General features: G+C 31.2%; 21 protein-coding genes. 7 read left to right on the forward strand and 14 right to left on the reverse strand.

Features of this window, described 5'->3' with window-relative positions:
* Positions 1-41: 41 nt before the first annotated feature.
* On the reverse strand, positions 42-785 hold the full coding sequence (locus Q4487_RS01810) for a hypothetical protein (RefSeq protein ID WP_303542713.1): 744 nt from the start codon (positions 783-785) through the stop codon (positions 42-44).
* A 189-nt stretch (positions 786-974) separates the two neighbouring features.
* Here Q4487_RS01810 and Q4487_RS01815 point away from each other — a divergent pair, with 189 nt between their 5' ends.
* Entirely contained in the window at positions 975-1724 is a 750-nt protein-coding gene (locus tag Q4487_RS01815) for a glycosyltransferase (RefSeq protein WP_303542715.1), read from the forward strand.
* A 12-nt stretch (positions 1725-1736) separates the two neighbouring features.
* Positions 1737-3158 carry a glycosyltransferase family 39 protein gene (locus Q4487_RS01820; protein WP_303542717.1) on the forward strand — a complete coding sequence of 474 codons (1422 nt, stop codon included), beginning with the start codon at positions 1737-1739 and terminating at the stop codon, positions 3156-3158.
* Positions 3159-3191: 33 nt separating this feature from the next.
* Here Q4487_RS01820 and Q4487_RS01825 read toward each other — a convergent pair whose 3' ends face one another.
* The 4 genes from Q4487_RS01825 to Q4487_RS17040 all read right to left on the reverse strand — a co-directional run bounded on the left by Q4487_RS01825 (position 3192) and on the right by Q4487_RS17040 (position 6665).
* Complete coding sequence (locus tag Q4487_RS01825) at positions 3192-4772, reverse strand: FMN-binding glutamate synthase family protein (RefSeq protein ID WP_303542719.1); 1581 nt, start codon at positions 4770-4772, stop codon at positions 3192-3194.
* A 104-nt stretch (positions 4773-4876) separates the two neighbouring features.
* Positions 4877-6157 carry an amidohydrolase gene (locus Q4487_RS01830; protein WP_303542721.1) on the reverse strand — a complete coding sequence of 427 codons (1281 nt, stop codon included), beginning with the start codon at positions 6155-6157 and terminating at the stop codon, positions 4877-4879.
* Positions 6158-6203: 46 nt separating this feature from the next.
* Positions 6204-6533 carry a GNAT family N-acetyltransferase gene (locus Q4487_RS01835; RefSeq protein ID WP_336622665.1) on the reverse strand — a complete coding sequence of 110 codons (330 nt, stop codon included), beginning with the start codon at positions 6531-6533 and terminating at the stop codon, positions 6204-6206.
* A gap of 6 nt (positions 6534-6539) precedes the next feature.
* Positions 6540-6665 carry a hypothetical protein gene (locus tag Q4487_RS17040; RefSeq protein ID WP_336622662.1) on the reverse strand — a complete coding sequence of 42 codons (126 nt, stop codon included), beginning with the start codon at positions 6663-6665 and terminating at the stop codon, positions 6540-6542.
* 154 nt (positions 6666-6819) lie between these two features.
* On the opposite strand from Q4487_RS17040, the gene Q4487_RS01840 reads away from it, so the two are divergent.
* From Q4487_RS01840 to Q4487_RS01850, 3 genes are all read left to right on the forward strand, one after another.
* Positions 6820-9141 (forward strand): ATP-dependent helicase, encoded by a 2322-nt coding sequence (locus Q4487_RS01840; protein ID WP_303542723.1) that lies wholly within the window; start codon positions 6820-6822, stop codon positions 9139-9141.
* Positions 9142-9219: 78 nt separating this feature from the next.
* Complete coding sequence (locus Q4487_RS01845; RefSeq protein ID WP_100896107.1) at positions 9220-9822, forward strand: zinc-ribbon domain-containing protein; 603 nt, start codon at positions 9220-9222, stop codon at positions 9820-9822.
* Between the two features lie 83 nt (positions 9823-9905).
* Positions 9906-10526 carry an L-threonylcarbamoyladenylate synthase gene (locus tag Q4487_RS01850; protein ID WP_100896106.1) on the forward strand — a complete coding sequence of 207 codons (621 nt, stop codon included), beginning with the start codon at positions 9906-9908 and terminating at the stop codon, positions 10524-10526.
* A gap of 80 nt (positions 10527-10606) precedes the next feature.
* Here Q4487_RS01850 and Q4487_RS01855 read toward each other — a convergent pair whose 3' ends face one another.
* From Q4487_RS01855 to Q4487_RS01865, 3 genes are all read right to left on the reverse strand, one after another.
* Positions 10607-11458 (reverse strand): OmpA family protein, encoded by an 852-nt coding sequence (locus Q4487_RS01855; RefSeq protein ID WP_100896105.1) that lies wholly within the window; start codon positions 11456-11458, stop codon positions 10607-10609.
* A 73-nt stretch (positions 11459-11531) separates the two neighbouring features.
* On the reverse strand, positions 11532-12536 hold the full coding sequence (locus tag Q4487_RS01860) for a glycosyltransferase family 2 protein (protein ID WP_303542730.1): 1005 nt from the start codon (positions 12534-12536) through the stop codon (positions 11532-11534).
* 38 nt (positions 12537-12574) lie between these two features.
* Positions 12575-13021, reverse strand: a complete 447-nt coding sequence (locus Q4487_RS01865) for a type I restriction enzyme HsdR N-terminal domain-containing protein (protein ID WP_100896104.1) — start codon at positions 13019-13021, stop codon at positions 12575-12577.
* 26 nt (positions 13022-13047) lie between these two features.
* Here Q4487_RS01865 and holA point away from each other — a divergent pair, with 26 nt between their 5' ends.
* Complete coding sequence (gene holA, locus Q4487_RS01870; RefSeq protein WP_100896103.1) at positions 13048-14049, forward strand: DNA polymerase III subunit delta; 1002 nt, start codon at positions 13048-13050, stop codon at positions 14047-14049.
* Here holA and Q4487_RS01875 read toward each other — a convergent pair whose 3' ends face one another.
* The 5 genes from Q4487_RS01875 to uvrA form a co-directional block, all read right to left on the reverse strand.
* On the reverse strand, positions 14050-14430 hold the full coding sequence (locus tag Q4487_RS01875) for a DoxX family protein (protein ID WP_100896102.1): 381 nt from the start codon (positions 14428-14430) through the stop codon (positions 14050-14052). It abuts the gene before it with no gap.
* A 120-nt stretch (positions 14431-14550) separates the two neighbouring features.
* Positions 14551-16962 carry a thiamine pyrophosphate-dependent enzyme gene (locus tag Q4487_RS01880; protein WP_303542735.1) on the reverse strand — a complete coding sequence of 804 codons (2412 nt, stop codon included), beginning with the start codon at positions 16960-16962 and terminating at the stop codon, positions 14551-14553.
* A 163-nt stretch (positions 16963-17125) separates the two neighbouring features.
* On the reverse strand, positions 17126-19969 hold the full coding sequence (locus tag Q4487_RS01885) for a metalloprotease (RefSeq protein ID WP_303542737.1): 2844 nt from the start codon (positions 19967-19969) through the stop codon (positions 17126-17128).
* A 6-nt stretch (positions 19970-19975) separates the two neighbouring features.
* On the reverse strand, positions 19976-20662 hold the full coding sequence (locus tag Q4487_RS01890) for a TIGR00730 family Rossman fold protein (RefSeq protein WP_100896099.1): 687 nt from the start codon (positions 20660-20662) through the stop codon (positions 19976-19978).
* Positions 20663-20715: 53 nt separating this feature from the next.
* A complete protein-coding gene (gene uvrA, locus Q4487_RS01895) occupies positions 20716-23544 on the reverse strand; it encodes an excinuclease ABC subunit UvrA (protein WP_303542740.1) in 2829 nt (942 codons plus the stop codon).
* A 123-nt stretch (positions 23545-23667) separates the two neighbouring features.
* Between uvrA and Q4487_RS01900 the strand changes: the two genes are divergently transcribed.
* Positions 23668-24195 (forward strand): hypothetical protein, encoded by a 528-nt coding sequence (locus tag Q4487_RS01900; RefSeq protein ID WP_303542742.1) that lies wholly within the window; start codon positions 23668-23670, stop codon positions 24193-24195.
* Positions 24196-24275: 80 nt separating this feature from the next.
* Here the strand turns inward: Q4487_RS01900 and Q4487_RS01905 are convergent, their stop codons facing one another.
* Positions 24276-25352 (reverse strand): hypothetical protein, encoded by a 1077-nt coding sequence (locus Q4487_RS01905; RefSeq protein WP_303542744.1) that lies wholly within the window; start codon positions 25350-25352, stop codon positions 24276-24278.
* Positions 25353-25473 lie beyond the last annotated feature (121 nt).

Here is a 25473-nt window from a genome sequence, read left to right on the forward strand (position 1 = left end):
TCACAAAAATTATATGACTATAAAATATCAAGTAACTAAAATTACTTTATACTTTTCATATGCTCTCTAACACGTAAGTAAAAGTTAGCGTAATTTGTATGTATTTTAAAATTAACATTAGAATTACTCTGCGTAGTGCTTTCTAGAGTTATGCGCTCTGCAAGAATATTATACTTAGTTATTAATGAGTTTTGTATGGCAAATAAACTTGTAGCTGTACTAGATATTGTAATTTTAGAATCTACGTTTAAAAGTAAAATATTAGATATTTTTTCTAGAAAAGCTTCTCCTGTAGCACTTACTTTGGTTTTTGAGGCATCTAAGATATTTTGTTCTGTCTCTGTAATTACTACTTCACCATTAGTCACGGCAATTTTTGCATTTTCTCCTAAAGACTGCTTGGCATTAGTTAGTATAACTATTGCTGTAGAATCATTTTTACTAAAAGTATCTTCAATAATAGAAAGCTGAGATTCTTTAGACTTTAAGGCTTCTAAAGTTTTAGCCATATTTTTAGAATTTTGACTAGATACTTGTGTAAAGTTCTTAAGGTTAGTAAGTAATGATTTGTTTGCATTTTGCAATTCTGTTGCTTGGCTTTTGTATAAATCAGCTTCTGCAACGCTAACTTTAGCTATTTTTTTTGCTTCGGCTAAAGCAATATTAGTCTGTGCAATACTATCTTTCAAGGTTTCAACTTGTTCTATTAAGTCGCTCTTTTTTTGTGCGATAGTGGTAATTGTAAAACATAAAAATAGTAGGGTAGATAGGGTAATTTTTTTCATAAAACATATAAGATTTAAGAGACAAATTTAAACATTTAATTAAGGTGACAAATTAATTTTATGAAGTTGCTTTTTTTCAATTAAAATAGACTCTTTATACTTTAATATTAACTTAAAGATGTACCGTAATAATGACTGTCATATTGTTTTTTAATATCTTGCAGCCCAAAATTAATTAGTTTGCAGCAAATGTCTTATACTACATGTGTAGTAATACCCTGTTATAATGAAGTTAAAGAACTTAAAAATAGAGTTTATGATGGTTTTTTAAAAGAAAATACAGATACACTTATTTGTTTTGTAGATGATGGCTCCACAGATGGTACATACTCACAGCTAAAATCGTTAGAAGCACAATACCCTAATAAAGTTGTTGTTTACAAAAATCCAAAAAATGCAGGAAAAGCAGAGTCTGTAAGGAACGGAGTAAACTTTGTTTGCACTAATTACAATATAAACCTTGTTGGTTATTTAGATGCAGATTTGGCAACATCTTTAGAAGAGTTTACTTCATTAACAAACTATGTAGACCAAAATGTTTCTTTTGTTTTTGGATCTAGAATTATGAAGCTAGGTTCTACAATAGAGCGTAAAACGTCTCGTTTTTTTATTGGAAGATTTATAGCTACTGTAATTTCTATTATATTAGATTTAAAAGTTTACGATACACAATGTGGTTGTAAACTATTTAAGAAAGAATTGGCTATAGAAGTTTTTAATAAACCTTTTGTTTCTCGTTGGCTTTTTGATGTAGAAATTTTTAACAGAATTGTAGTGCTTTATGGTAAAGAAAAAGCATTAGAAAAAATGTTAGAAATTCCACTTAAACGTTGGGTAGATCAAGGAGATTCTAAAGTAAAAACATCTTACTTTTTTCAGCTTTGGTTAGACTTATATAAAATTAATAAAATTTGTAAACAAAGTGCTAATGCACAATAATAACAGTATAAAATGACTGATAAAAAAACTACCATTAATTATATGTTGATAGCCGTTTTGTCTATCGTTGTATTTAGGTTTATTATTACCGGAGCCATACCATTACTAGATAAAACAGAAGCTCGTTATGCAGAAATATCTAGATTAATGCAAGAAACAGGGGAGTGGGTTGTTTTACAAATTGATTATAATGAACCCTTTTGGGCAAAACCACCATTATCTACTTGGATGTCTGCAATGAGTTTTCAACTTTTTGGTGTAAATGAATTAACTGCAAGGCTACCTTCGTTTTTATTAGGTGTGGCAATGTTATTTATATTAGGATATTTTGTTAAAAAAACAAAAGTATCTCCGTTACTCCCAGCTTTAGTTTTAGTTACAACTCCAGAATTTTTAATACACATGGGGGTAGTGTCTACAGATTCTGCTTTGTGTTTTAGTGTAATGTTAATTATGCTATCATTCTGGAAAAGTATTACAACAGATAAAAAAACAATTTGGAACTATCTATTTTTTGTTGGCTTAGGTTTAGGGTTTTTAGCTAAAGGGCCTTTAGTGTTGGTGTTAACGGGAGCTCCAGTATTTTTCTGGTTGTTGTTAGACCGTAAAACATTTTTTTATAACCTAGGCAAATTACCTTGGATAGTTGGTTTACTAACAACTATAATAATAGCTTTACCTTGGTATTTGTTAACAGAACAAAGATCACCAGGCTTTATAGATTATTTTATAGTAGGTGAACATTTTAATAGGTTTTTAAAACCAGGATGGAGTGGTGATTTATATGGTCAGCCAAAAACACAACCATTAGGTTTAATTTGGGTATTTATGTTGTCTTTTTGTTTGCCTTGGTTTTATATTGTAATAGCAAAAATAGTAAAGCTTAAAAAGCGTATTTTAGATGATAAATACACAGCTTTTTTATTGTTTTGGTTGTTGTGGACACCAATTTTCTTCACTATTTCTAAAAACATTTTGCATACTTATATTTTACCATCTACAATACCTTTGGCATTATTAATAGCGCATTGGTGGCCAGAGTACAAGCATAAAAGAAGGGCTTTAATTGCGTGCTCTATATTTCCTGTTTTAGTTTTTATAGCTGGTGCAGGACTTTTGGTTACAGACCAGTGGAAAGTATATATGAACTCTGATAAGTTACTTATAGCAAAATCAGAAGAATTAAAAATTGATAAGAACCCGCCTATTTTGTACCTTGACTCTAAAACCTATTCTAGTCAGTTTTATAATAAGGGTAATGTTATAGATACTAGAGATGAACCTGCTAAAATAGATTCTATTTTAGGGGCTTATGATAAACTTTATATTTTATCGGATAAAAGAGAGTTTTACCTTTTACCTAAAAAGTACGTAAGTAAATTACAGGTAATAGATACAACAAAAAAAGCACGTCTTTATCTTTATAATAAATAAGTGCTTTTCTAAATATTAATGTATAAAACGAGTCTATTTTTTAGGCTCGTTTTTCATATACTCTTTTCCGCCTAAGTGATCACAATCATATAGTTCTTGCATACCGTTAAAAGGAACTTTTGCTTTGTTATAACCGTATGTAAAAGCTAAACTTCTATTTAGTTCATTATCATCTAAGTTTACTTGTATATCATCCATCGTATATTGGCAAGGATGCTCATAACCAGAGGCATGCGTAATCTCTATCAATTCTTTTCTAAAACTTTTAAAGTACTGCGCTAAACGATCTGACTTAAGAGGAACATTTACACCTCTTTGTAACCATTGGTTTTGTGTTGCTATACCAGCCGGACATGTATTTGTGTGGCAAGCTTGTGCTTGTATACATCCAATACTCATCATTGCTTCACGGGCAACATTAATACAATCTACACCCATAGCAAATGCCATAGCAGCTTTAGCAGGGAAACCTAATTTACCGCTACCAATAAACACAATTCTATCTGTTAATTTTTTTTCTAAAAATAGTTTATATAGGCTAGAGAAACCATAAACCCAAGGTAAAGACACGTGGTCTGCAAAACTTGGTGGAGCAGCCCCCGTACCACCTTCACCACCATCTACAGTAATAAAATCTGGTCCTTTACCTGTTTTTAGCATAATATCTGCTAGCTCTTCCCATTGATCTAATTTACCTATGGCGCCTTTAATACCAACAGGTAATCCTGTTTTTTCTGCTATTTCTTCAATTAAATCTACTAATTCTTGTACCGTACTAAATGCTTTATGTGTTGCAGGAGACAAAACATCTTTGCCAATTTCTACACCACGTATTTCTGCAAGTTCTGCAGTAATTTTAGCCCCAGGTAAAACACCTCCCTTACCAGGTTTTGCTCCCTGAGATAGTTTTATTTCAATAGCTTTTATACAAGGATTATTTTCTGTTAAAGCTATTAATTTATCCATAGATAAATTTCCGTCTTTAGATCTAACTCCAAAATAACCTGTTCCAAAATGAAAAACAACATCACCACCTTGTTTGTGGTATGGAGATAAACCGCCTTCACCAGTGTTATGGTATGCGCCACTTTTTAACACCCCTTTGTTCATAGCTTCTACAGCTGCTGCAGATAAAGAACCAAAGCTCATAGCAGATACATTTATAGCAGATGCTGGTCTAAATGGCTTTTTACGTTTATTGTATGCACCTATTACTTTAGCACAAGGTAAAAATGTTTTATCAATTGTATTAGGATGATTGTCTGCAACTTTGTAAGCCATCATTTGGTTTTTTACAAAAATATGTTGGTGTGCATATACATCTCTATCTGTACCAAAACCCTCGTAATTATTTTCACTTTTAGCAGAAGCGTAAATCCATCCACGCTCTATGCGGTTAAAAGGAAGTTCTTCTCTATTGTTAGCAACAAAATACTGCCTCATCTCAGGACCAATACTTTCTAACATATAGCGTATATGACCAACGATAGGAAAGTTATGAGAAATAGTATGTTTTTTCTGAAAGAAAATGTCACGAATAGCAACTAGTGCTAACCCAATTAATAACCATATCCACCAAGAGATACTAGATATAAAATTTAAAAAAGAATCCATTTAATCTGTATTTGTTTTTTAAAGTTAAACTCTATATAAATTTAACTTTGTAATTATGCTACAAAAATAACCAAATCTATAGTCATTTATTGTTTGGTCTAACGTTATTTATTTAAATAATCTAAACTCATTTCTGTTAGTGTTTTAACACCTAAAAGCATTCCTGCATCATCAATTTTAAAGTCTGGTGTGTGGTGAGGATAAGCTTCTTTGTTACCTGGTGTCATTCCGCCTAAAAAGAAATAAAACCCAGGTACAACCTCTTGAAAGTATGAAAAGTCTTCACCACCAGTTGTAGCTTTTGTTAAATGAACGTTTTTTTCGCCTGCTACACGCTGCATAGTTGGTAACATTTGGTTTACTAAAGCAACATCATTATAGGTAATAGAAGTTTGACTCTCTACTTCTAAAGTTGCTGTACCGCCATATGCTTTAGCAATAGTCTCTGTCATTTCTTTCATTCTGCGTAAAATAAGTTCACGCATATCCGGATTTAATGTTCTAATGGTACCAATAAGTTCTGCACTTTCAGGAATAATATTAAAGCGTACGCCGCTAGTAATTTTACCTACAGTTATTACAGCAGCTTCTTCCGTAAGGTTAGATTCTCTACTAATAATGGTTTGCAAGCCATCAATAATTTTAGCAGATATTACTATAGGATCTACACCAGACCAAGGCTGCGAGCCGTGTGTTTGTTTGCCTTTAACATTAATAACAAAACGCTCTACAGCTGCCATTATACCTTCCGTTTTGTATTTAATTACACCAACAGGAGTACCAGAATTAATATGTAATCCAAAAATTGCATCAACTTTAGGGTTTTGCATAACGCCTTCTTTTATCATTAAGGCAGCACCACCTTCTTCTCCAGGAGGCGCACCTTCTTCTGCAGGTTGAAAAATAAACTTAATAGTACCATTTATTTTGTCTTTGTTTTGTGCTAAAATTTCTGCAACGCCCATTAATATAGCCGTGTGTGTATCGTGTCCGCAAGCGTGCATAACACCAGTTTCTACACCTAAAAATTGGTCTTTAACTTTAGACTTAAATGGTAAATTATTGCGTTCTGTTACAGGTAATGCATCTATATCTGCTCTTAAAGCAATTACTTTTCCTGGATGTTTCCCTTTTAAAATACCAACAACGCCTGTTACAGCTACTTTTGTTTGTACTTCTATTCCTAAAGATTTTAAATGCTCAGCAATTTTTTCTGCAGTTTTAAACTCTCGGTTAGATAGTTCTGGGTTTTGATGAAAATGATGCCTCCATTCAATAACTTTTTTTTCAATATTCTTGTAATCAGTATCTAATTTGTAATTCTGTGCTTGTAAAGCAAAGCTACTTAGCAGAACTGCTAGTAATAAATTGGTTTTAGTTTTCATATAGTTGTAATTAGTCAGTTATTTTGGTTTTTATCAATCTTTAAAATTAGATTTTCATTCTCATATTTACCATATGCTTTTTAAATCCTGCTTTTTCATACGCTCGTAAGGCAGCGGCATTTTCACTATAAACATCTAATCTAACTTCAGTGGTATTTTGCTGTTTTATCCATTTAAATAAAAAGTCTATTATACTTTTATTTACACCTTTGCCACGTTGCTTGGGATCTACATACATAAAACCTAAATAGGCGTAGGTACTGTGTTTTAAATGTTTTTTAGCCTCCCTAATTGTAGCATAAGCAGAGCCAATAAGCGTATTGTTTAATGTGGCAACAGCTACAATTGTTTTAGGATCCTTTAATAAATCTTCAATACTGTATTAAGAAATTGGGTCTGGCTTTAAAGTTTCATCAAAAGGACGTTCTGCTAAAATTACTCCTTGCTCAAAAGACTTAAGTGTTTCTAAATCTTCAAGTTTAGCTATTCTAATTTCAATATTTTCCAATATAATGTATGTTTTAAAAGTAGTATTCTCTAAAGATATTTAAAATAAAACTGATTGTAAATTTTATTGTTTATAATTATTAATAGTACTTGTTTTATCTGGCAGTAATTATGGTTAAATTTACACTTCTCTAAAATTTTTAATACAAAATCAATTGGAAGAATTTATTGCCCAACTAAACGAGGCTCAAAAAGCACCTGTTTTACATACAAAAGGACCATTAATGGTAATTGCCGGAGCTGGTTCTGGTAAAACAAGGGTGTTAACTTACCGTATTGCATATTTAATACAACAAGGTGTGGATCCTTTTAATATTTTGTCGCTTACGTTTACCAACAAGGCAGCAAGAGAAATGAAAGTACGTATTGCAGATATAGCTGGTAGCGCAGAGACTAAGAGTTTATGGATGGGTACTTTTCACTCCATTTTTGCTAAATTATTACGTTTTGAAGCTGATAAGTTAGGGTATCCTAACAATTTTACTATTTATGATACTCAGGATTCTCAGCGTTTAATTGCTTCTATTATTAAAGAAATGCAGTTAGACAAGGATATATATAAATACAAACAAATACAAAATAGAATATCATCTTATAAAAATAGTTTAATTACAGTAAAAGCGTATTTTAATAATCCAGATTTAGTAGAGGCAGATGCAATGGCAAAACGTCCACGTACTGGTGAAATTTATAAAAATTATGTAGATAGATGTTTTAAGGCAGGAGCAATGGATTTTGATGATTTATTGTTAAAAACCAATGAGCTTTTAAACGTTTTTCCAGAAGTACTTCAAAAATACCAAAATAGGTTTCAGTATATAATGGTAGATGAGTACCAAGATACAAACCACTCACAATACTTAATAGTTAAAGCTTTATCAGATAAATTTCAGAATATTTGTGTGGTAGGTGATGATGCACAGAGTATTTACTCCTTTAGAGGGGCAAACATTAGTAATATTCTAAACTTTCAAAAGGATTACGATAATGTTGCAATGTACAGGTTAGAGCAGAATTACCGTTCTACTGGTAATATTGTAAATGCAGCTAACTCTATTATAGAAAAAAATAAAAATCAGTTAGAAAAGGTTGTTTGGACTTCTAATGAAGACGGACCATTAATTAAGGTTCACCGCAGTATTACTGATGCAGAAGAAGGTAGGTTTGTTGCTGGTACTATTTTTGAAACTAGGATGAATGAGCAGCTGCATAACGGTGAGTTTGCAGTACTTTACCGTACTAACTCGCAATCTAGGTCTATTGAAGATGCTTTGCGTAAAAGAGATATACCATATAGAATTTATGGGGGATTGTCTTTTTACCAACGTAAAGAAATTAAAGATGTTTTGGCTTATTTAAGATTGGTAATAAACCCTAAAGATGAAGAGGCACTAAAGCGTGTTATAAATTTTCCGGGAAGAGGAATTGGGCAAGCTACAATAGATAAACTACTAGTTACAGCTAACCATTATGGGCGTTCTATGTTCGAGGTTATGGAGAACATAGACAAAATAGAACTAAAAATAAATTCTGGTACCAAACGTAGATTAACAGAGTTTGTTAATATGATCAAAGGTTTTCAGATAATGAACAAAGGAGCAGATGCTTTTTCTTTGTCTGAACACGTTGCCAAAAAAACAGGTATTCTTTTAGAGTTTAAAAAAGATGGTACACCAGAAGGTATTGCCAAAATGGAAAACATAGAAGAACTTTTAAATGGTATAAAAGACTTTGTTGAAGGTCAAATGGAACTTGCTGATGCTACAGGTAATATAGCTGAATTTTTAGAAGATGTGGCACTTGCTACAGATTTAGATAATGATAAGGGAGATGATGACCGTGTTGCGCTTATGACAATACATATGGCAAAGGGACTAGAGTTTCCACACGTATTTATTGTAGGTATGGAAGAAGATTTGTTTCCATCTGCTATGAGTATGAATACCCGTACAGAGCTTGAAGAGGAACGTAGATTATTTTATGTAGCATTAACAAGAGCAGAAAAACAAGCCTATTTAACGTATACAGAAAGTAGGTACCGTTGGGGTAAATTAGTAGATGCAGAACCTAGTAGGTTTATTGAAGAAATAGACGAGAAGTTTATAGAAAATCTAACACCAGTTAGTAACTACAAATATAAATCTCTTATTGATAAGAATATTTTTGGTGAAGTAGATAAAAGTAAGCTTAGGCAAGCTAAACCTGTATCTGGTATACCGCCAAGCGCACCTAAACCTAATGAAAACCAACTACGTAAATTAAGAAAACTAAAGCCAGAGTTAGCACAGCCTATTGCTAATAATTCAAACTTAGATCCTGATTTGGTAGAAGGTGCAGCTGTAAATCATACAAGATTTGGCAGGGGTGTAATTATAAAAATTGATGGTGTAGGTAATGACAAAAAAGCAGAGATTAGGTTTGATAAAGGTGATATAAAAAAATTACTACTACGTTTTGCTAAGTTAGAAGTACTGTAAACAGGGATGTAATTTTCTTACTAAATGGTTTTATTTGTAGTATATTTAATTAAATAACAACTATAAAAACCATCAAATATGATTTTTTACGGATCTAATTCATCACATTTAAAATCCCAATTAACAAGGCAAATACCTTGTAGTAATTGCAAGGAAAGCGCTAAGTTTAGTGTAGAGGTCTACGGTAAGTATGCCCATTTATATTGGATTCCTATATTTCCAATAGGTAAAACAGGTGCAGCAGTATGTACTAATTGTAATAGTGTTTTTGAGCCAAGACAAATGGATCATAACTTAAAGTTAGAATACAAAAATGTTAAGGGCGAAACCAAAACACCTATAAAACATTTTTCTGCATTATTTATAATAGGAATTTTAATAGCTGGTTTAAGTTTTTCATCTTTTTTAGATGGAAAAAATACAGAGGACTATATTAATCAGCCACAAGTTAATGATGTATATAGATTTAAAACAGAAGCTAGTTATTTCTCAACTATGAAAATAGCAGCAATTTCTGATAGTATTTATTTTAAAGTGAATGAATATGAAACAAATAAACAATCAGGAATTAACGAAATAGACATTGCTAAAAATTACAGTAAAGAACAATACGGTTACACAGTAGAAGAATTAAAAGGCTTATATAAAGATAAGATTATTTACGAAGTAGATAGAGACTAGTTTTTATGTAAGTTTTTACAGTAATACAAGACTAATATTAGCAAGGAAAATTACTGTAATCAGTTTTTAAAAAACAATAAGTTATGGCTCAGTTTATTAAGATATATCCAGACAACCCCAATCCCACTGCAATTAAAAAGGTTGTAGATGTTTTAAAAAAAGGCGGATTGGTTATATACCCAACCGATACAGTGTATGGTTTAGGTTGTGATATAACAAACACTAAAGCTTTAGAAAAAATAGCGCGTATAAAAGGTGTAAAATTGGCTAAAGCTAATTTTTCTTTTATTTGTGCAGACTTAAGTAATTTGTCTGAATATGTAAAACAAATAGATACAGCAACTTTTAAAATACTAAAGAGGGCTTTGCCTGGTCCTTATACATTTATACTTCCTGGTAATAATAACTTACCAAAAGATTTTAAAAAGAAGAAAACTGTTGGTATACGTGTACCAGATAATTCTATAGCAAATGCGTTGGTGCAAGAACTGGGTAACCCTATTGTGTCTACATCTATTAGAGATGAAGATGAGTTGTTAGAGTATACTACAGACCCTGAGTTAATTTATGAAAAGTGGGATAATTTAGTTGACATTGTTATAGATGGTGGCTACGGAGATAATACAGCGTCTACTGTAGTAGATTTATCAGAAGGTGAGCCAGAAATTATAAGAGAGGGGAAAGGAAATATAGATATATTTTAATAATAAATATAATATAAGTTTTACCTAATAAAAAAAGCCTCGCAAAATGCGAGGCTTTTCTATTGTAATAAAGTGTATTACTAGTTGTTTATTGCAGGATCTTTCATTCCTTCTTCGATCATACTATAGAATTGATCAATTTTAGGAAGAACTACAATTCTTGTTCTTCTGTTTTTAGCTTTATCTGTAGAAGATACAGGTATGTATTGAGATCTACCTGCAGCTGTCATACGCTTAGGATCTACACCGTACTCTTTTTGTAATATACGAACTACAGCAGTTGCACGCTTAACGCTTAAATCCCAGTTATCTAATAAAACGCCTTTTCTGTAAGGTACAGCATCAGTATGACCTTCTACCATAAATTCAAAATCTGGCTTATTGTTTACTACTTGTGCAACTTTACCTAATACTTCTTTAGCTCTTGTTGCTACGTTGTAACTACCGCTGCTAAATAATAATTTATCAGATATAGAAACAAAAACAACACCTTTTTCTACGCTAATTTCAATATCCTCATCATCTAAGTTACCAAGAACACCTTTTAAACTCTGTACTAAAGATAAGTTAACAGAATCTCTACGTGTAATAGCATCGTTTAATTTACGTATTGTTAAATCTTTTTCTTTTAAGCTTTCTAAAGATTTTTCTAAGTTTTCAGCACCTTTAGCAGATAAATCTGTTAGGTTACCCATATTGTCAACTAGCACTTGGTTGTTTGCCTTAAGAAAATCGTTCTGATCTTCTAAAGTTCTTAACCTTGCATCTGCAGTTGCCTTATCTGATATACAGCTGTTTAATTTAACAGTTGCTGAGTTTAATAAATCTTCAGTTTCTTTATTTTTTGCTTCTAACTCCGCATATTTCTTTTGCGACACGCAAGAAGATAATAATATTGTAGCTCCTAAAGCTCCTAAAAAAATCTTTTTCATATTCATATTACTATTAATTGTTATTTGTTTCAAAATTATATAAAATGTTCTATCTATTGGTACTTTAATTTAGTTAATCTTTTACTAAATTGTTAAATTCTTTATTACCATTTACGAAATAAGCCCACACAATGGATTTAATTTGATAATATTTTTTTGTTTTATTCTTTACTTGTTTCTTTTTGAGCGTTTTAGGTAAGTTCCAATAAAAACTAAAATGTGCTTTAATGATTGCTAAGCAATGAGAAAATCGCATTTGTGACATAAAACGTAAACCTGTTATACCATCCAGCAACAACCTTGCCATAACTATAAAAAATGCCTTGTAAAAAGGTATATTTTTTACAATACTAAATAGAGAATTTCTAAAGTTTAAAAATGTTTTTTTGGGATTCATTTCATTAAGTGTAGAACCTCCTAAATGATAAACAGTTGAAGCTCCTACATACATAATTTTCAGTCCCATATTTTGTGCTCGCCAGCATAGATCTATTTCTTCTTGGTGAGCAAAATAATCTTCATCAAAACCACCTAACAAAGTAAAATTAGATTTACGTATAAATAAACAAGCGCCACTTGCCCAAAAAATAGGAACAGTATCATTGTATTGTCCTTTGTCTTCTTCTAAAGTATCAAAAATTCTACCTCTGCAAAAAGGGTAGCCTAAGCTATCTATATATCCACCGGCAGCACCTGCATACTCAAAATGAGTTTTCTTTTTTAAGTCTAATATTTTAGGTTGTATAATAGCTGTTTCAGTATCACTTGTAAAATAATTAGCTATAGGTGTTAACCAGTTTGGAGTTACTTCTACATCAGAATTAAGTAGGCAAAATACATCTTCATGTATATGTTTTAAGGCATCATTATATCCCTTTGCATAACCACCATTAGTGGTGTTTTGTATAATTTGTACTGTAGGGTAGTTTTTTTTTATAAATGCTATAGATGTATCTGTAGATGCGTTATCTGCAACATATATTTTATGATTGTCAGAGAACTCTAGTACCGACGGTAAAAAACGTTCTAGTAGTTTTACACCATTCCAGTTTAGAATAACAACAGCAATTTTAAGCATAATATAATCTTACTTTTCTTATAAGTTCTTGTACAAATTTAACGGTTAAAATCAGGAATATCACGTAAAAACTCATAATTATCTTCTGTTATATTTGTTTGACAGTAAAAATGATTTAAACCGTTAGTCACCATTAAATAATTAGCGTCTAATTGCATATTGTAACGTGCAATTTGGTCAAAGGTAGTTTGTGTAATATTTATTTCGGGAGCTTTACACTCAACCAAAATATTTATGCTTCCGTCTGTGTTAAAAACAACAACATCGTATCTTTTTTTTAAGTTGTTAATTACCAGCTGTTTTTCTACATTTATAAGGCTTATTGGGTATTTTTTTTGATAAATAAGATGATGTACCACGTGTTGTCTTACCCATTCTTCAGGTTGTAATACCACAAATTTTTTTCTTATCACATCAAAAATATAGACTTTATTTTCGCTATTTTTGAAACGGAAGTTTTGTGTAGTAAAATTTAGCTTCTGCATACTGCAAATTTGATGATTTTTTTTAAATGGACGAAGTAAAAAAACTAATCTCCGATATTAAAAACGGAAACGTAAAACCTATTTATTTTTTAATGGGAGAGGAGTCTTACTATATAGATAAGATATCTGAGTACATTGAAAAAATGGTATTAACAGAGGAGGAGCGTGGTTTTAACCAAATGGTACTTTATGGTAAGGATGTTACTGTAGATGATATTGTGTCCAATGCCAAACGTTACCCAATGATGGCAGAAAAACAAGTTGTTGTAATTAAAGAGGCTCAGCATTTGTCTAGAACTATAGATAACTTGACTAGTTATGCTAATAATCCGCAATTAACTACAGTTTTAGTAATATGTTATAAGTACGCAAAATTAGACAAGCGTAAAAAACTATATAAAGCAGTACAAAAAAGCGGTGTTTTATTTGAGAGTAAAAAATTATACGAAAATCAAGTAGCAGATTGGATTAAAAAAGTACTTAAGGGAAGTGGTTATACTATAACTCCAATTGCTGCTCAATTATTAGTAGAGTATTTAGGTACTAGTTTAAGTAAGATAAATAATGAGTTAGAAAAACTTAAAATTGTAATTACAAAAGATACAGAAATTACTCCTGCTACAATTGAGAAGCATATAGGTATTAGTAAAGACTTTAATAATTTTGAACTTAAAAAAGCAATAGGGGAACGCAACACATTAAAAGCTGCGCGCATAGTAAATTATTTTGCTCAAAACCCTAAGGATAATCCGTTTTTAGTAACAGTAACAGTTTTACATACTTATTTTACTCAAATACTACAATATCACGGATTAAAAGACCGCTCTAAAGGAAATGTTGCAAGAGTTTTAGGGGTAAACCCTTATTTTGTTGGAGAATACCAAACAGCAGCAAAAAACTTTCCAATGAAAAAAGTAAGCGGAATTATATCTACTTTACGAGATTTAGATTTAAAAGGTAAAGGAGTTGGAGCTTATAATATGTCTCAGGCAGATTTACTTAAAGAACTTTTAGTAAAAGTTTTTTAATTATTTACCGTCTACACTAAATCTACCAGGTCCTAATAAAAATATTATCATAAAAAACAGAAGGTAAAGTACAGCCATTTCTTTTACACTAAAAGGATCTGCAGCATGTTGTACAAAAGCAGCAATTAACATTGTTACGGCTGCTGGCACAGCAAACCATCTAGTTTTGTAACCTAATATTATAAATATTGGGCATAAAACTTCTCCTATGACTGCTAAAAATAAAGAAGGACTAGCTCCTATACCTATAGGGTCTGGAAATTTTATTTCATCACCACTAAAAAAGTTCTGTAATTTTGGTATTCCGTGTGTAAGCATCATTGCAGATGGCACAATACGCAGTAGTGCCAATCCTATATTTGTCTTAATGTTATCTCTCATTATTAGGCTCGGGGATAAAAAAATTCTATGTATCTCAAATTTAGAAATATTTTTTTGAATACACGATAAATTATCACTAATAATCAAATAAAAATAGACAAAAAGTGTTATTTACAACAATTACCTAAGTTTTGGAAAATTAGCAGGGTTAGCTTCATGCATTATAGCATATATTTTTTCGAAAATATCTTCTGCATTAGGTTTAGAAAAATAATCGCCATCTGTTGCATAAGCTGGTCTGTGTGCATTAGCAGTTATAGCCTGTGGCATACTATCTAGATACTTGTAAGCCCCTTGTTTTTCTGTTATTTCTTGTAATAAATAAGCAGAGCAACCTCCTGGTACATCTTCATCTACAACCAATAACCTATTGGTTTTTTGTACACTTTTTACAACGTCATGATTAATATCAAAAGGTAGTAAACTTTGTGCATCAATTACTTCTATGTCAATACCAACTTCTAGTAACTCTTTAGCAACTTGTTCCACAATACGTAAAGTAGATCCGTATGATAGTACAGTAATATCTGTACCCGCTTTAACAGTTTCTACAACACCAATAGGAGTACAGTGTTCACCTAAATTTGTTGGTTTTTCTTCTTTTAATCTGTAACCGTTTAAGCATTCTATAACCAATGCAGGCTCATCAGACTTTAATAGTGTATTATAAAAACCAGCAGCTTTTACCATATTACGAGGAACAAGAATGTGCATACCTCTTAATAAATGAATAAAACCTCCCATTTGCGAACCAGAATGCCAAATACCTTCTAACCTATGACCTCTTGTTCTAATTATTAATGGAGCTTTTTGTTTACCAACAGTACGGTATAGTAAAGTTGCTAAATCATCACTTAAAGTTTGTAAAGCATACATTAAGTAATCTAAATATTGAATTTCAGCAATAGGTCTTAAGCCTCTAAGTGCCATACCAATACCTTGACCAATAATAGTAGCTTCTCTAATTCCTGTATCAGCTACTCTAAATTCTCCATATTTTTCTTGTAAACCTTCTAGCCCTTGGTTTACATCACCAATAGCACCGGCATCTTCACCAAATATTAGTGTTTCAGGGTTGTTACCAAATATATAATCAAAATTATCTCTTAAAATAACTCTACCATCTACTGTCTCTGATTCATCAGAGTAAACTGGTTTTACTTCTTCTATATTGGTTGCCTTGTTTGGCAAGTCACTATAAAGATGAGAGCTATATTTTGGTTGTATTTCATCAATATATGAAGAAATCCAATTAATTAACGCTTGTTTTTCTGCTGTATCTTCACCAATTAAATAACGTAATGTTTTTCTTGCGCTAGATGCTAAATCTCTTTTAATAGGTTCTTCTATAGCAATTAAATCGTTCTTAATTTTTGCAATAAAATTTTTGTTAGGACTTTTACTTGCCACATTCTCTAAAAGAACAACTAATGTTTTTTTAGCTTCTTTATTAGGGCTAATAAACTCTGTCCAAGCTTCTTTTTTAGCAGTACGTACTTCTTTTTTTATTTCTTTATCTATAGCAGATAATTCTTCTTCTGTTGCTATGTTGTTTTCTAAAATCCATTCTTTAAAACGTTTGTTACAATCGTTTTGTTTTTCCCAGTCTAAACGTTCTGGAGATTTGTATCTTTCATGAGAACCAGACGTAGAGTGTCCTTGAGGCTGTGTTAATTCATTTACGTGAATAAGTACAGGAACGTGCTCGTTTCTAGCAATTTCTGAAGCATTTTCGTAAGCGTGAATTAATGCTGTATAATCCCAGCCATTAACTTTTATAATTTCGTAGCCTTTATTGTCTTCATCTCTTTGAAAACCTTTAAGAATTTCTGAAATATTTTCTTTTGTAGTTTGATGTCTTGCGTGTACAGAAATACCATAAGCATCATCCCAAACACTAATTACCATTGGTACTTGTAAAACACCAGCAGCATTTATAGTCTCAAAAAAGTGACCTTCACTAGTACTTGCATTACCAATTGTACCCCAAGCAACTTCATTACCATTGTTTGAAAAATTGGTGGCGTCAATACCAGAAACATTTCTATATATTTTAGATGCCTGTGCTAAACCTAATAACCTTGGCATTTGTCCTGCTGTAGGAGAAATATCTGGACTACTATTTTTTTGTTCTGTTAAATTTTTCCAACTACCATCTTCATTTAAACTATGTGTACCAAAATGACCACCCATTTGTCTACCAGCACTCATAGGATCTTTAGTGATATCTGTAGTTGCATATAACCCGTGAAAAAATTGCTTTGCGTTTAGTAAACCTAAAGCCATCATAAAAGTTTGGTCTCTGTAATACCCACTTCTAAAATCTCCATTTTTAAAAGAACGAGCCATTGCTAATTGCGGTAGCTCTTTACCGTCACCAAATATTCCGAATTTAGCTTTACCAGTTAAGACTTCTCGTCTTCCTAACAAGCTACACTCCCTACTTAATACGGCTACTTCATAATCTTTAATGATTTGCGATTTAAAATCGTCGAAAGAAATATCGTCTTTTGTTTGTGGTTTTACGCTCATAGCTTACGAAGTTATATTTCTGCAAAAGTACCAAATTTGATTGGTTTTTGCAATAGCTGAGAACGATATGTTATTGAATATTTAATAAAATAAGGTCTATTTTGGTGTTTCAAATTATGAAATACTTAAAAAATACAGTTTAAATTAAATATATGTTATTTAATTAGAACCATTTTCTTGTAAATAACCCAGTTAAGGACTTTGGACTTAAGGTTACAATAAATCTTATCTTTTCTCCATAATTAGGTTGTGATACTTCCCATCCGTTGTTGGAATACATAGGAAAAAATAACTCAAAATAATCTGTTACTAAGTTTAGGCGTATACCAGTGTCATAAACAAAATTAGCTTTGGCTCCTTTGTTTTTTATGTAGCCAGCATCTCCATAGGCTTCTATCCACTTGTAAATATTGGTGCTTACATTTGTTGTTGCTATCCAATCATTAGCAAAAGGATTCTCTAATTTTGATTTAAATCCTCCTTCGGCTATAATTATTTGCTGACTATAAATACCTGTAGAAGCAGATCTTCCTAAGTATGCGTAATCAAATAAATAATCTGTAGGTCTGTCTAAAGCAAAACTAAAGTAATTAGAGTCGGTGTTATTGCTTATAAATTTACCTGCAAAAAACCTAACATTTAATTGCCTGTTGTTTTGAAACAGTTTACGGTATTCTAGATCAAAAGATAGTTTAGAGAAGTTACCTGCATATTGTGCATCTGCAAACCATGATAAATAATTTATTAATCCGTTATTAGTATCCCTAAACCTGGCATTTAATACACTATAATCCGGTTCAAACTCGGTATCTAATATAATATTTTCATCAAAATCTCTAAAAACACTTATGTAGCGCATAAAAAAACTTTGACTTCTGTTAGACCTTAAATCTTTTGGTCTCCAACTTAAACCAAAAGAAGGAGTAATTTTTGTGTATCTAGAGTTTTCTTGAAAGTGAAAAGTTGAATAACTAAACCCATAAGTAGTAAGAAATAAGTTTTTGTTTTTGTGTTGATCTCTAATTGTAAAATTACCAGATCCTACCAAAGAGTTTTCTTTAGTAGCATATGCAGGTGCTATGGAAAAAGTAAAAGGTCTGTCTAGTAAAGTACTATTATGTAGTTTAATAGATGGAGTTAGCCCATCATAAGCATTAAATCTTATTTCTGGGTTATAGAAAATTTGGTTGTAATAAGGATTTTCAGCATCTTTAAAAAATTGAAAACGTAATTTTTTATTACTTCCCAAAAAGCCCTTTAAAGACTTCCAATTGTTTCTTTGGTTGTATTCGGGTATTTTTTTGTCGTAATTTAATACTAGCTTATCTTCACCATTTCTTGGAATGGTTATATTTTTTTCATTTATAATATTAGATATCCAATATTTAGATACTATAGAATCTTTTTTTAAACCAAATAAAGAAATAGGTAAGTTAGTTGATGTTTTGTTTTTTACAGTTATTTTTAAAGAGTCCTCAGTTTTTTCAATATTTTTTATTTTAAAATCTATTCTATCATTAGTAGATATAAATTCATTAAAAAACCAATCGATATTTTTATCTGTAGATTTTTTTAAAATATTTTCGAAATCTTTAGTTGAAACTTTTTCTTGATTGTAATTCTTGTAAAAATCTTTAATACTATTTTTTACATTATCATATCCAATGTATTCAGATAAATAGGTTAAACCTAAACCAGATTTATAGCTGTTTGCTATTTGCTGATTAAATTTTATTAGAGAATCGTTTGATGCAGTTAGTGGTTGATCTAAGTTTTTTCTGCTTGTAAGCATAGACATTAATGCATATTGATCATTAAAATCATACTTAGCAATTTCAAAACTTCTGACTCCCCAAATTTTTGAAAATTTGCCTAATAGTTTTTGTCCATTATAATATTCATCAACATAAGTAATCATTAAATAATTAACTATAGCGTCTGTAACCCATTTTTCTTTTCTAGGGTTTAAGTGTACACTTTCATCTAAAATGTTATATAAGGATGTTTTAAGTAATTTAAGCTCGTAATTAAATTCTTCAGAATAAGGAACTATAAAAGATGGTAGTTGGTTAATACCGTATAATGGATTTTTTTTGTAGTCTAGCTCGCTTACAAGTAGTTTTTTATGTGGAAATTCGCCTAAGTTATCTTTTACATATTTAGTAACTCGGTTTATAGAAATTCCTTGTAATATTTCTGGGTATTTTTTTGATTTAAAATCTGTTTCTAAAGTTAAATCTGGAGTAACGTGTGTAACAAACTTTTTTTGATTGCTTAAAATTACTTCAGCACTTTTTCTGTTTTTACCATCTATTACGATGGTTTTATTTCCATTAACGCTATACTCGTTTGTTTTGTTAAGGTTTGTAGTTACAAAAAAGTCTTTATTAATAGTAAGATAAAGTTTTGTAGTTGTAGCGTCTGTTTGAAGATCTTCTAAGTTTTTATTAGAATATAGCTGCCATTTGCCTTTGTATGAAGCAGGTGTTAAATACCAATCTTTTAGATAATAGGTACTATCATTACTATATCCAAACTTGGTGTATTTGTTTGGCGGTAATTGAACCTTATAATTTATTTTTAAAGTTAAAGTAGTGTCTGGGGCAAGAGGCTTATTAAGTATAAACATTAAAATGTCTTTACTTTTAGTATGCTTGTTTGCTAATTTATTTCCTTTGCCATCTTTAGCTCTTAATATGTTTGTGTAACCTCTTTCTTTAGCTTTAGCTAAGTGCAAACTTTTTTTATATTCTTCGGCAAAGCGTTTTGCTAATGCAGTTTTTTTACTAGAATAAGCGTTAGGCCAATCATTAAAATATAAAACTTCTAATGTGTCTTTTGATGTGTTTTTATAATTAAACTCTTGCTCTATGGTTATTTCATGGCAAGAAGTATCCAAGTTAGCATTAATAACAGTTGTATGTTGTGCATGTAGTTGTATACAGCAAAAGAAAAGAATTCCTATTGCTGTATACATTACATTATTTTTAAATTTTAATGCTATCATATAACTTTAGAAGTTAGGACTTAGATCATGTCCTTTGTAGAAAGCATCAATTATTTCTACAACTTCATCTGCGGTATCTACTATTTTTATAAGATCTAAATCTTTAGCACTAATATTACCTTCGCTAAGCATAGTATCTTTTACCCAGTCTATTAAACCTGTCCAGAAAGTAGTACCTACAAGTATAATTGGAAATTTACCAATTTTATTAGTTTGTATAAGAGTAATAGCTTCAAAAAGCTCATCTAATGTTCCAAATCCGCCTGGCATTACAACAAAACCTTGAGAATATTTTACAAACATTACTTTTCTAACAAAAAAGTAGTCAAAGTTTATACTTTTATCGTGATCTATATATGGGTTGTCATGCTGTTCAAAAGGTAACTCTATATTTAAGCCAACAGATGTACCACCAGCTAAATGTGCACCTTTGTTACCTGCTTCCATTATACCTGGTCCACCACCAGTAATAACACCGTAACCGGCTTCTGCAATACTTTTTGCTACATCTACAGCTAGTTCATAATATTTAGAACCTTCTTTTGTACGGGCAGATCCAAATACAGAAACACAAGGGCCAATGGCGCTCATTTTTTCAAATCCGTGTACAAATTCTCCCATTATTTTAAATAAGGCCCAAGAATCGTTTGTTTTTATCTCGTTCCAGCCTTTTGGGTGTTTTTCTCTTCTCATTCTATTCTAATTTATTACCTGCATACGTTACTCTGTATGCATTATTTTTAATGTTATAATTCTTTTTTAAGAAATTTAGCTGTGTAGCTTTTTTTGTCTTTGATGATTTCTTCTGGTGTACCTTTAGCAACTAACTTGCCACCACCACGGCCACCTTCGTAACCAATATCTATAATATAATCTACCATTTTAATTACATCCATATTATGTTCTATAACTAAAACCGTATTTCCTTTGTCTACTAATTTGTTTAAAACTTCCATTAATACACGTATATCTTCAAAATGCAATCCTGTTGTAGGTTCATCTAGAATATAAAACGTATTGCCTGTATCTCTTTTAGATAATTCTGTTGCTAACTTAATACGTTGCGCTTCTCCACCAGATAATGTAGTAGATTGTTGCCCTAATGATATATAGCCTAAACCAACATCTTGTATGGTTTTTAGCTTTCTATTTATTTTAGGAATGTTTTCAAAAAACGTTACTGCTTCATCTATTGTCATTTCTAAAACATCTGAAATAGATTTTCCTTTATATCTTATTTCTAATGTTTCTCTATTAAAGCGTTTACCATTACAGGTTTCACAATCTACGTAAACATCTGGTAAAAAGTTCATTTCTATAACACGTAAACCACCACCTTGACAAGTTTCGCACCTTCCGCCAGTAACATTAAAGCTAAAGCGGCCTGGTTTGTAACCTCTTATTGCTGCTTCTTGTGTTTTAGCAAAAAGGGCACGTACTTCTCCAAAAACACCAGTATATGTTGCGGGGTTAGATCTTGGAGTTCTACCTATAGGAGATTGATTAATGTCTATTACCTTGTCTATGTGTTCTAAACCCGTAATTTTTTTATATGGCATTGGTTTTTTAACACCATTAAAGTAATATGCATTTAAAATGGGGTAAAGGGTTTCATTAATTAAGGTAGATTTACCACTACCAGAAACACCGGTAACACCAATCATTTTACCTAACGGAAACTCTACAGATACATTTTTAAGGTTATTTCCTGTACAACCCGTAAGTGTTACTTTTTTACCATTACCTTCTCTACGTTTTTTAGGTACAGCTATTTCTCTTTTACCTGTAATATAATCGGCTGTAAGTGTATTAAAGTTTTTTAAATCTTCTGGTTTACCCTCAGATATTATTTCTCCACCGTGTTTGCCAGCTTTAGGACCTATGTCAATTACATGATCTGCACGCTCTATCATGTCTTTATCATGTTCTACCACAATAACAGAATTTCCTATATCTCTTAAAGCTTCTAACGATGCTATTAAACGCTCGTTATCTCTTTGATGTAAACCAATGCTTGGCTCATCTAAAATATATAAAACTCCCACTAACTGTGAACCTATTTGTGTTGCCAAACGTATACGTTGCGCTTCGCCACCAGATAAAGATTTAGAACCTCTATTTAATGATAAGTAGTCTAGACCAACATTAAGTAAAAATTGTAGTCTTGTTTTAATTTCTTTAATGACTTCTTCAGCTATTTTAAGCTGGTTTTTACTTAGTTTTTTATCAACCTTACTAAAAAAATCTGCCAAGTCAACAATATCCATTGTTGCTAAATCGGCAATATTTTTATCATCAAACTTAAAATACAAAGAAGCTTTTTGTAACCTAGAACCTTCGCAAGTAGGACAAATTACTTTGTCCATAAACTCTTTTGCCCAACGTTTAATAGGAGCAGAGTTGGCATCGTTAAACTGACTTTCTATAAAGTTAGAAATACCTTCATATTCAATTTTATAATTTCTTTTAATTCCTAAAGTTTTAGAATCTACTTCAAAACTCTCATTGCCTCCATTTAAAATAACATTTATTGCCTCTTCTGGAATTTTAGAAATAGAGTCTGTTAGTTTAAAATTGTAACGTTGCGCAATAACATCTAACTGTTTAAAAGCCCAAGAGTTTTTATATTTTCCTAAAGGAGCTATACCACCTTCTTTAATAGATAATTTAGTGTCTGGAAATATTTTATTGGTATTAACTTGGTATTTATGTCCTAATCCATTACAACTAGGGCACATACCTTTAGGAGAGTTAAAAGAAAATGTATTTGGCTCGGGTTTTGGGTAAGATATACCTGTGGTAGGGCACATTAAATCTCGACTAAAATAGCGAGGTTCTTTTTTACCTTCTTCCAAGATCATTAATACATTATCGCCACTATACATTGCTGTGTTAATGGTTTCAGAAATGCGTTTGTCTAAATCTGCATTGTCTGATATTTTTAACCTGTCTATAACAATCTCTATATCATGTACTTTGTAACGATCTAATTTTAAACCTTTAACTATGTCTACAATTTCGCCGTCTACTCTCACTTTTACAAATCCTTGTTTAGCAATTTGCTCAAACAACTCACGGTAATGACCTTTTCTAGATTTAATAACAGGAGCAAGAACGTTAATTTTCTTGTTTTTAAAGTCGGTTATAATTAGCTCTTTTATTTGAGCATCACTATAACTAACCATTTTTTCTCCTGTGTTGTAACTATGTGCATCTGCAGCACGCGCAAATAATAGTCTTAGAAAATCGTAAATTTCTGTGATTGTACCTACTGTAGATCGTGGAGATTTAGAAGTTGTCTTTTGCTCTATGGCAATTACGGGCGATAAACCATCTATTTTATCTACATCTGGCCGCTCTAAACCACCTAAAAACTGACGCGCATAGGCAGAAAAAGTTTCTATATATCTACGTTGGCCTTCGGCATAAATAGTGTCAAAAGCTAATGACGATTTGCCACTACCAGATAAACCAGTTATAACAACAAGCTTTTCTCTAGGAATGGTAACGTCTATATTTTTAAGGTTGTGCACACGTGCACCTTTAACCTCTATGTTTTCTTCGTATGTAATCATTTACTAATATGGCAAAGTTGCTAAGTTACGATTTTGGAATTTAATTTAATAATTGGTTCTATTTACTTTTTGTTAATTCCTCTTGTAATTTTAAATTAGCCATATTAACCAAAAAAAATAAGAATGCAAGTTTTAGGAATAGGATCTAGAATACAACACATAGAATTAGGAAAAGGGGTAGTCACCAATGTAACTAGCAAGCATTATTGGGTTACGTTTATAGAAAACGGATTAGAAACAATAGATATAGATTCTGATTTTGAGGTAATTGAAGCGGTAGAAGATGAAGTGGACAGTGTTAGTTTTTCTGATGTAGAAACTTCTTTAATTTCGATATTAAGAAAATGGAGTGATGCCTCTAGTGTAACGCCAATTGCTGATAAATGGAAAAAAGGAACACTTATCTTAGAACCAGGAGATGGTAAATCGTCTAACAAGGAAATGCCAATTGATACTTTTTTTCATAAAATAGTTATGGTACGTGACAGAATTAGAGTAATGGAGCAAAAAATTAATGCAAGTAAAAATCTAGATGATCAAGAAAAAATAGATTTACAGCAATATATTACACGTATTTACGGTAGTTTAACTTCTTTTAATGTGTTATTTAAAAGTAAAGAAGATCATTTTGTAGGTGAGCGCAGCAAATAAATAGAAATTATTATTAAAGAAAAGAAAAAGCCCAAACTATGTTTTAGTTTGGGCTTTTTTTGAGTCTAAAATTAAATTAGTTATTCTTTTTCAAAGTAATATTCATAAATATCCTCTTCTAAACCAACATTTTCAAATAATTCTTTTATTTTTAATGTAGATCCAGAAATTGTAGCTACTCCTTCAATATCTAATGCACCATTCTCGTAAACATAAGATTCTTCTTCGTCATTATAAGTTTCTGTTTCAGAAAACGTAACTAAGGTAAGCTGGTTCTCTTCCTCATTGTACGCCCATTTTCCAGAGGTATCTGAAGAAGATTCATCATTGTTATAAATAACTTCACAAGCTTCGTCACTATCTATCCAATTTATATTTTTATCAGAAAATGAATTATTATATGTAAATGTTCCATCACTATTAAATTTTATTTTTAAAAAATTTATGGTAGAACATTCGTCAACAATTACTTCTTCATTACATAAAGTATAGTCAAAAGTAAAACAATCCTCTTCATTCACTTTTACTTCATCACCATCCGAAATTTCTTTTGTAAAGTTCCAAGTACCAACTAAATCACTATTACCACCCCAAGCTTCAACCGTTACGCAAACTTCTGTAGGTTCACTAATGTTACCCTCACCATCATACAAACAAATAACATAGCAAAAAGTACCTGCTGTAACACTTTCGTCAAGGTTTACTTCAATAGCAGCATCATTTTCTTTACCAGCAGATTTTCCTTTTAAAAAGTTTCTATTTTTCTTAGTTTGTTCGCCTTTACCAGAAACATAAATTTCATCTCTTGGAACATCAAAATAAGAATCTGCCATTCCGTTTTCATCTTTTAACTGTATGTAAACGCCAGTATAGTTTGAAGCAGAATTAAATTCAATTTCAAATCCGTTTTTTTGAAAAGCAGATTGTTTGTTGTAATCCATAGTAAACTCTAAACCACCAGTAGGAGTAAGGGTTCCTGTTTTTTTAGTGGCTCCCTCTATAATTAAAGCGGAACTTACACTGTTTATTTCTAATGGTTCATTTTCTTGAGCATTAATTTCAGCATCCTTATTTCCTCCAGAAGAATCGTCATCAGACGAACAAGAGAAAAAATTTAGTGCTAAAAAGCATACTATTAATAGGTTAACTTTTTTCATTATTTAATAATTTGATTAAGGTTATAAGTAATTATTAACGAATGCAGTAGTAATTTATTATTTATATGTAGGATATACCATCTTTTATTTACATTATTAAAATAGAAAAGCCCAAACTATG

Origin of the sequence: Cellulophaga sp. 3_MG-2023 (assembly GCF_030546975.1) — a bacterium.
GTDB lineage: Bacteria > Bacteroidota > Bacteroidia > Flavobacteriales > Flavobacteriaceae > Cellulophaga.

Bases quoted from the DNA above. Each gene is read 5' to 3' on its own strand.
- Q4487_RS01865 (WP_100896104.1), bottom strand. From the start codon at position 13,021: ATGCAGAAGCTAAATTTTACTACACAAAACTTCCGTTTCAAAAATAGC.
- holA (WP_100896103.1), top strand. From the start codon at position 13,048: ATGGACGAAGTAAAAAAACTAATCTCCGATATTAAAAACGGAAACGTA.
- Q4487_RS01875 (WP_100896102.1), bottom strand. From the start codon at position 14,430: ATGAGAGATAACATTAAGACAAATATAGGATTGGCACTACTGCGTATT.
- Q4487_RS01830 (WP_303542721.1), bottom strand. From the start codon at position 6,157: ATGAAAACTAAAACCAATTTATTACTAGCAGTTCTGCTAAGTAGCTTT.
- Q4487_RS01900 (WP_303542742.1), top strand. From the start codon at position 23,668: ATGCAAGTTTTAGGAATAGGATCTAGAATACAACACATAGAATTAGGA.
- Q4487_RS01880 (WP_303542735.1), bottom strand. From the start codon at position 16,962: ATGAGCGTAAAACCACAAACAAAAGACGATATTTCTTTCGACGATTTT.
- Q4487_RS01860 (WP_303542730.1), bottom strand. From the start codon at position 12,536: ATGCTTAAAATTGCTGTTGTTATTCTAAACTGGAATGGTGTAAAACTA.
- Q4487_RS01845 (WP_100896107.1), top strand. From the start codon at position 9,220: ATGATTTTTTACGGATCTAATTCATCACATTTAAAATCCCAATTAACA.
- Q4487_RS01810 (WP_303542713.1), bottom strand. From the start codon at position 785: ATGAAAAAAATTACCCTATCTACCCTACTATTTTTATGTTTTACAATT.
- Q4487_RS01825 (WP_303542719.1), bottom strand. From the start codon at position 4,772: ATGGATTCTTTTTTAAATTTTATATCTAGTATCTCTTGGTGGATATGG.
- uvrA (WP_303542740.1), bottom strand. From the start codon at position 23,544: ATGATTACATACGAAGAAAACATAGAGGTTAAAGGTGCACGTGTGCAC.
- Q4487_RS01905 (WP_303542744.1), bottom strand. From the start codon at position 25,352: ATGAAAAAAGTTAACCTATTAATAGTATGCTTTTTAGCACTAAATTTT.
- Q4487_RS01890 (WP_100896099.1), bottom strand. From the start codon at position 20,662: ATGAGAAGAGAAAAACACCCAAAAGGCTGGAACGAGATAAAAACAAAC.
- Q4487_RS01815 (WP_303542715.1), top strand. From the start codon at position 975: ATGTCTTATACTACATGTGTAGTAATACCCTGTTATAATGAAGTTAAA.
- Q4487_RS01850 (WP_100896106.1), top strand. From the start codon at position 9,906: ATGGCTCAGTTTATTAAGATATATCCAGACAACCCCAATCCCACTGCA.
- Q4487_RS01855 (WP_100896105.1), bottom strand. From the start codon at position 11,458: ATGAAAAAGATTTTTTTAGGAGCTTTAGGAGCTACAATATTATTATCT.
- Q4487_RS01885 (WP_303542737.1), bottom strand. From the start codon at position 19,969: ATGATAGCATTAAAATTTAAAAATAATGTAATGTATACAGCAATAGGA.
- Q4487_RS01820 (WP_303542717.1), top strand. From the start codon at position 1,737: ATGACTGATAAAAAAACTACCATTAATTATATGTTGATAGCCGTTTTG.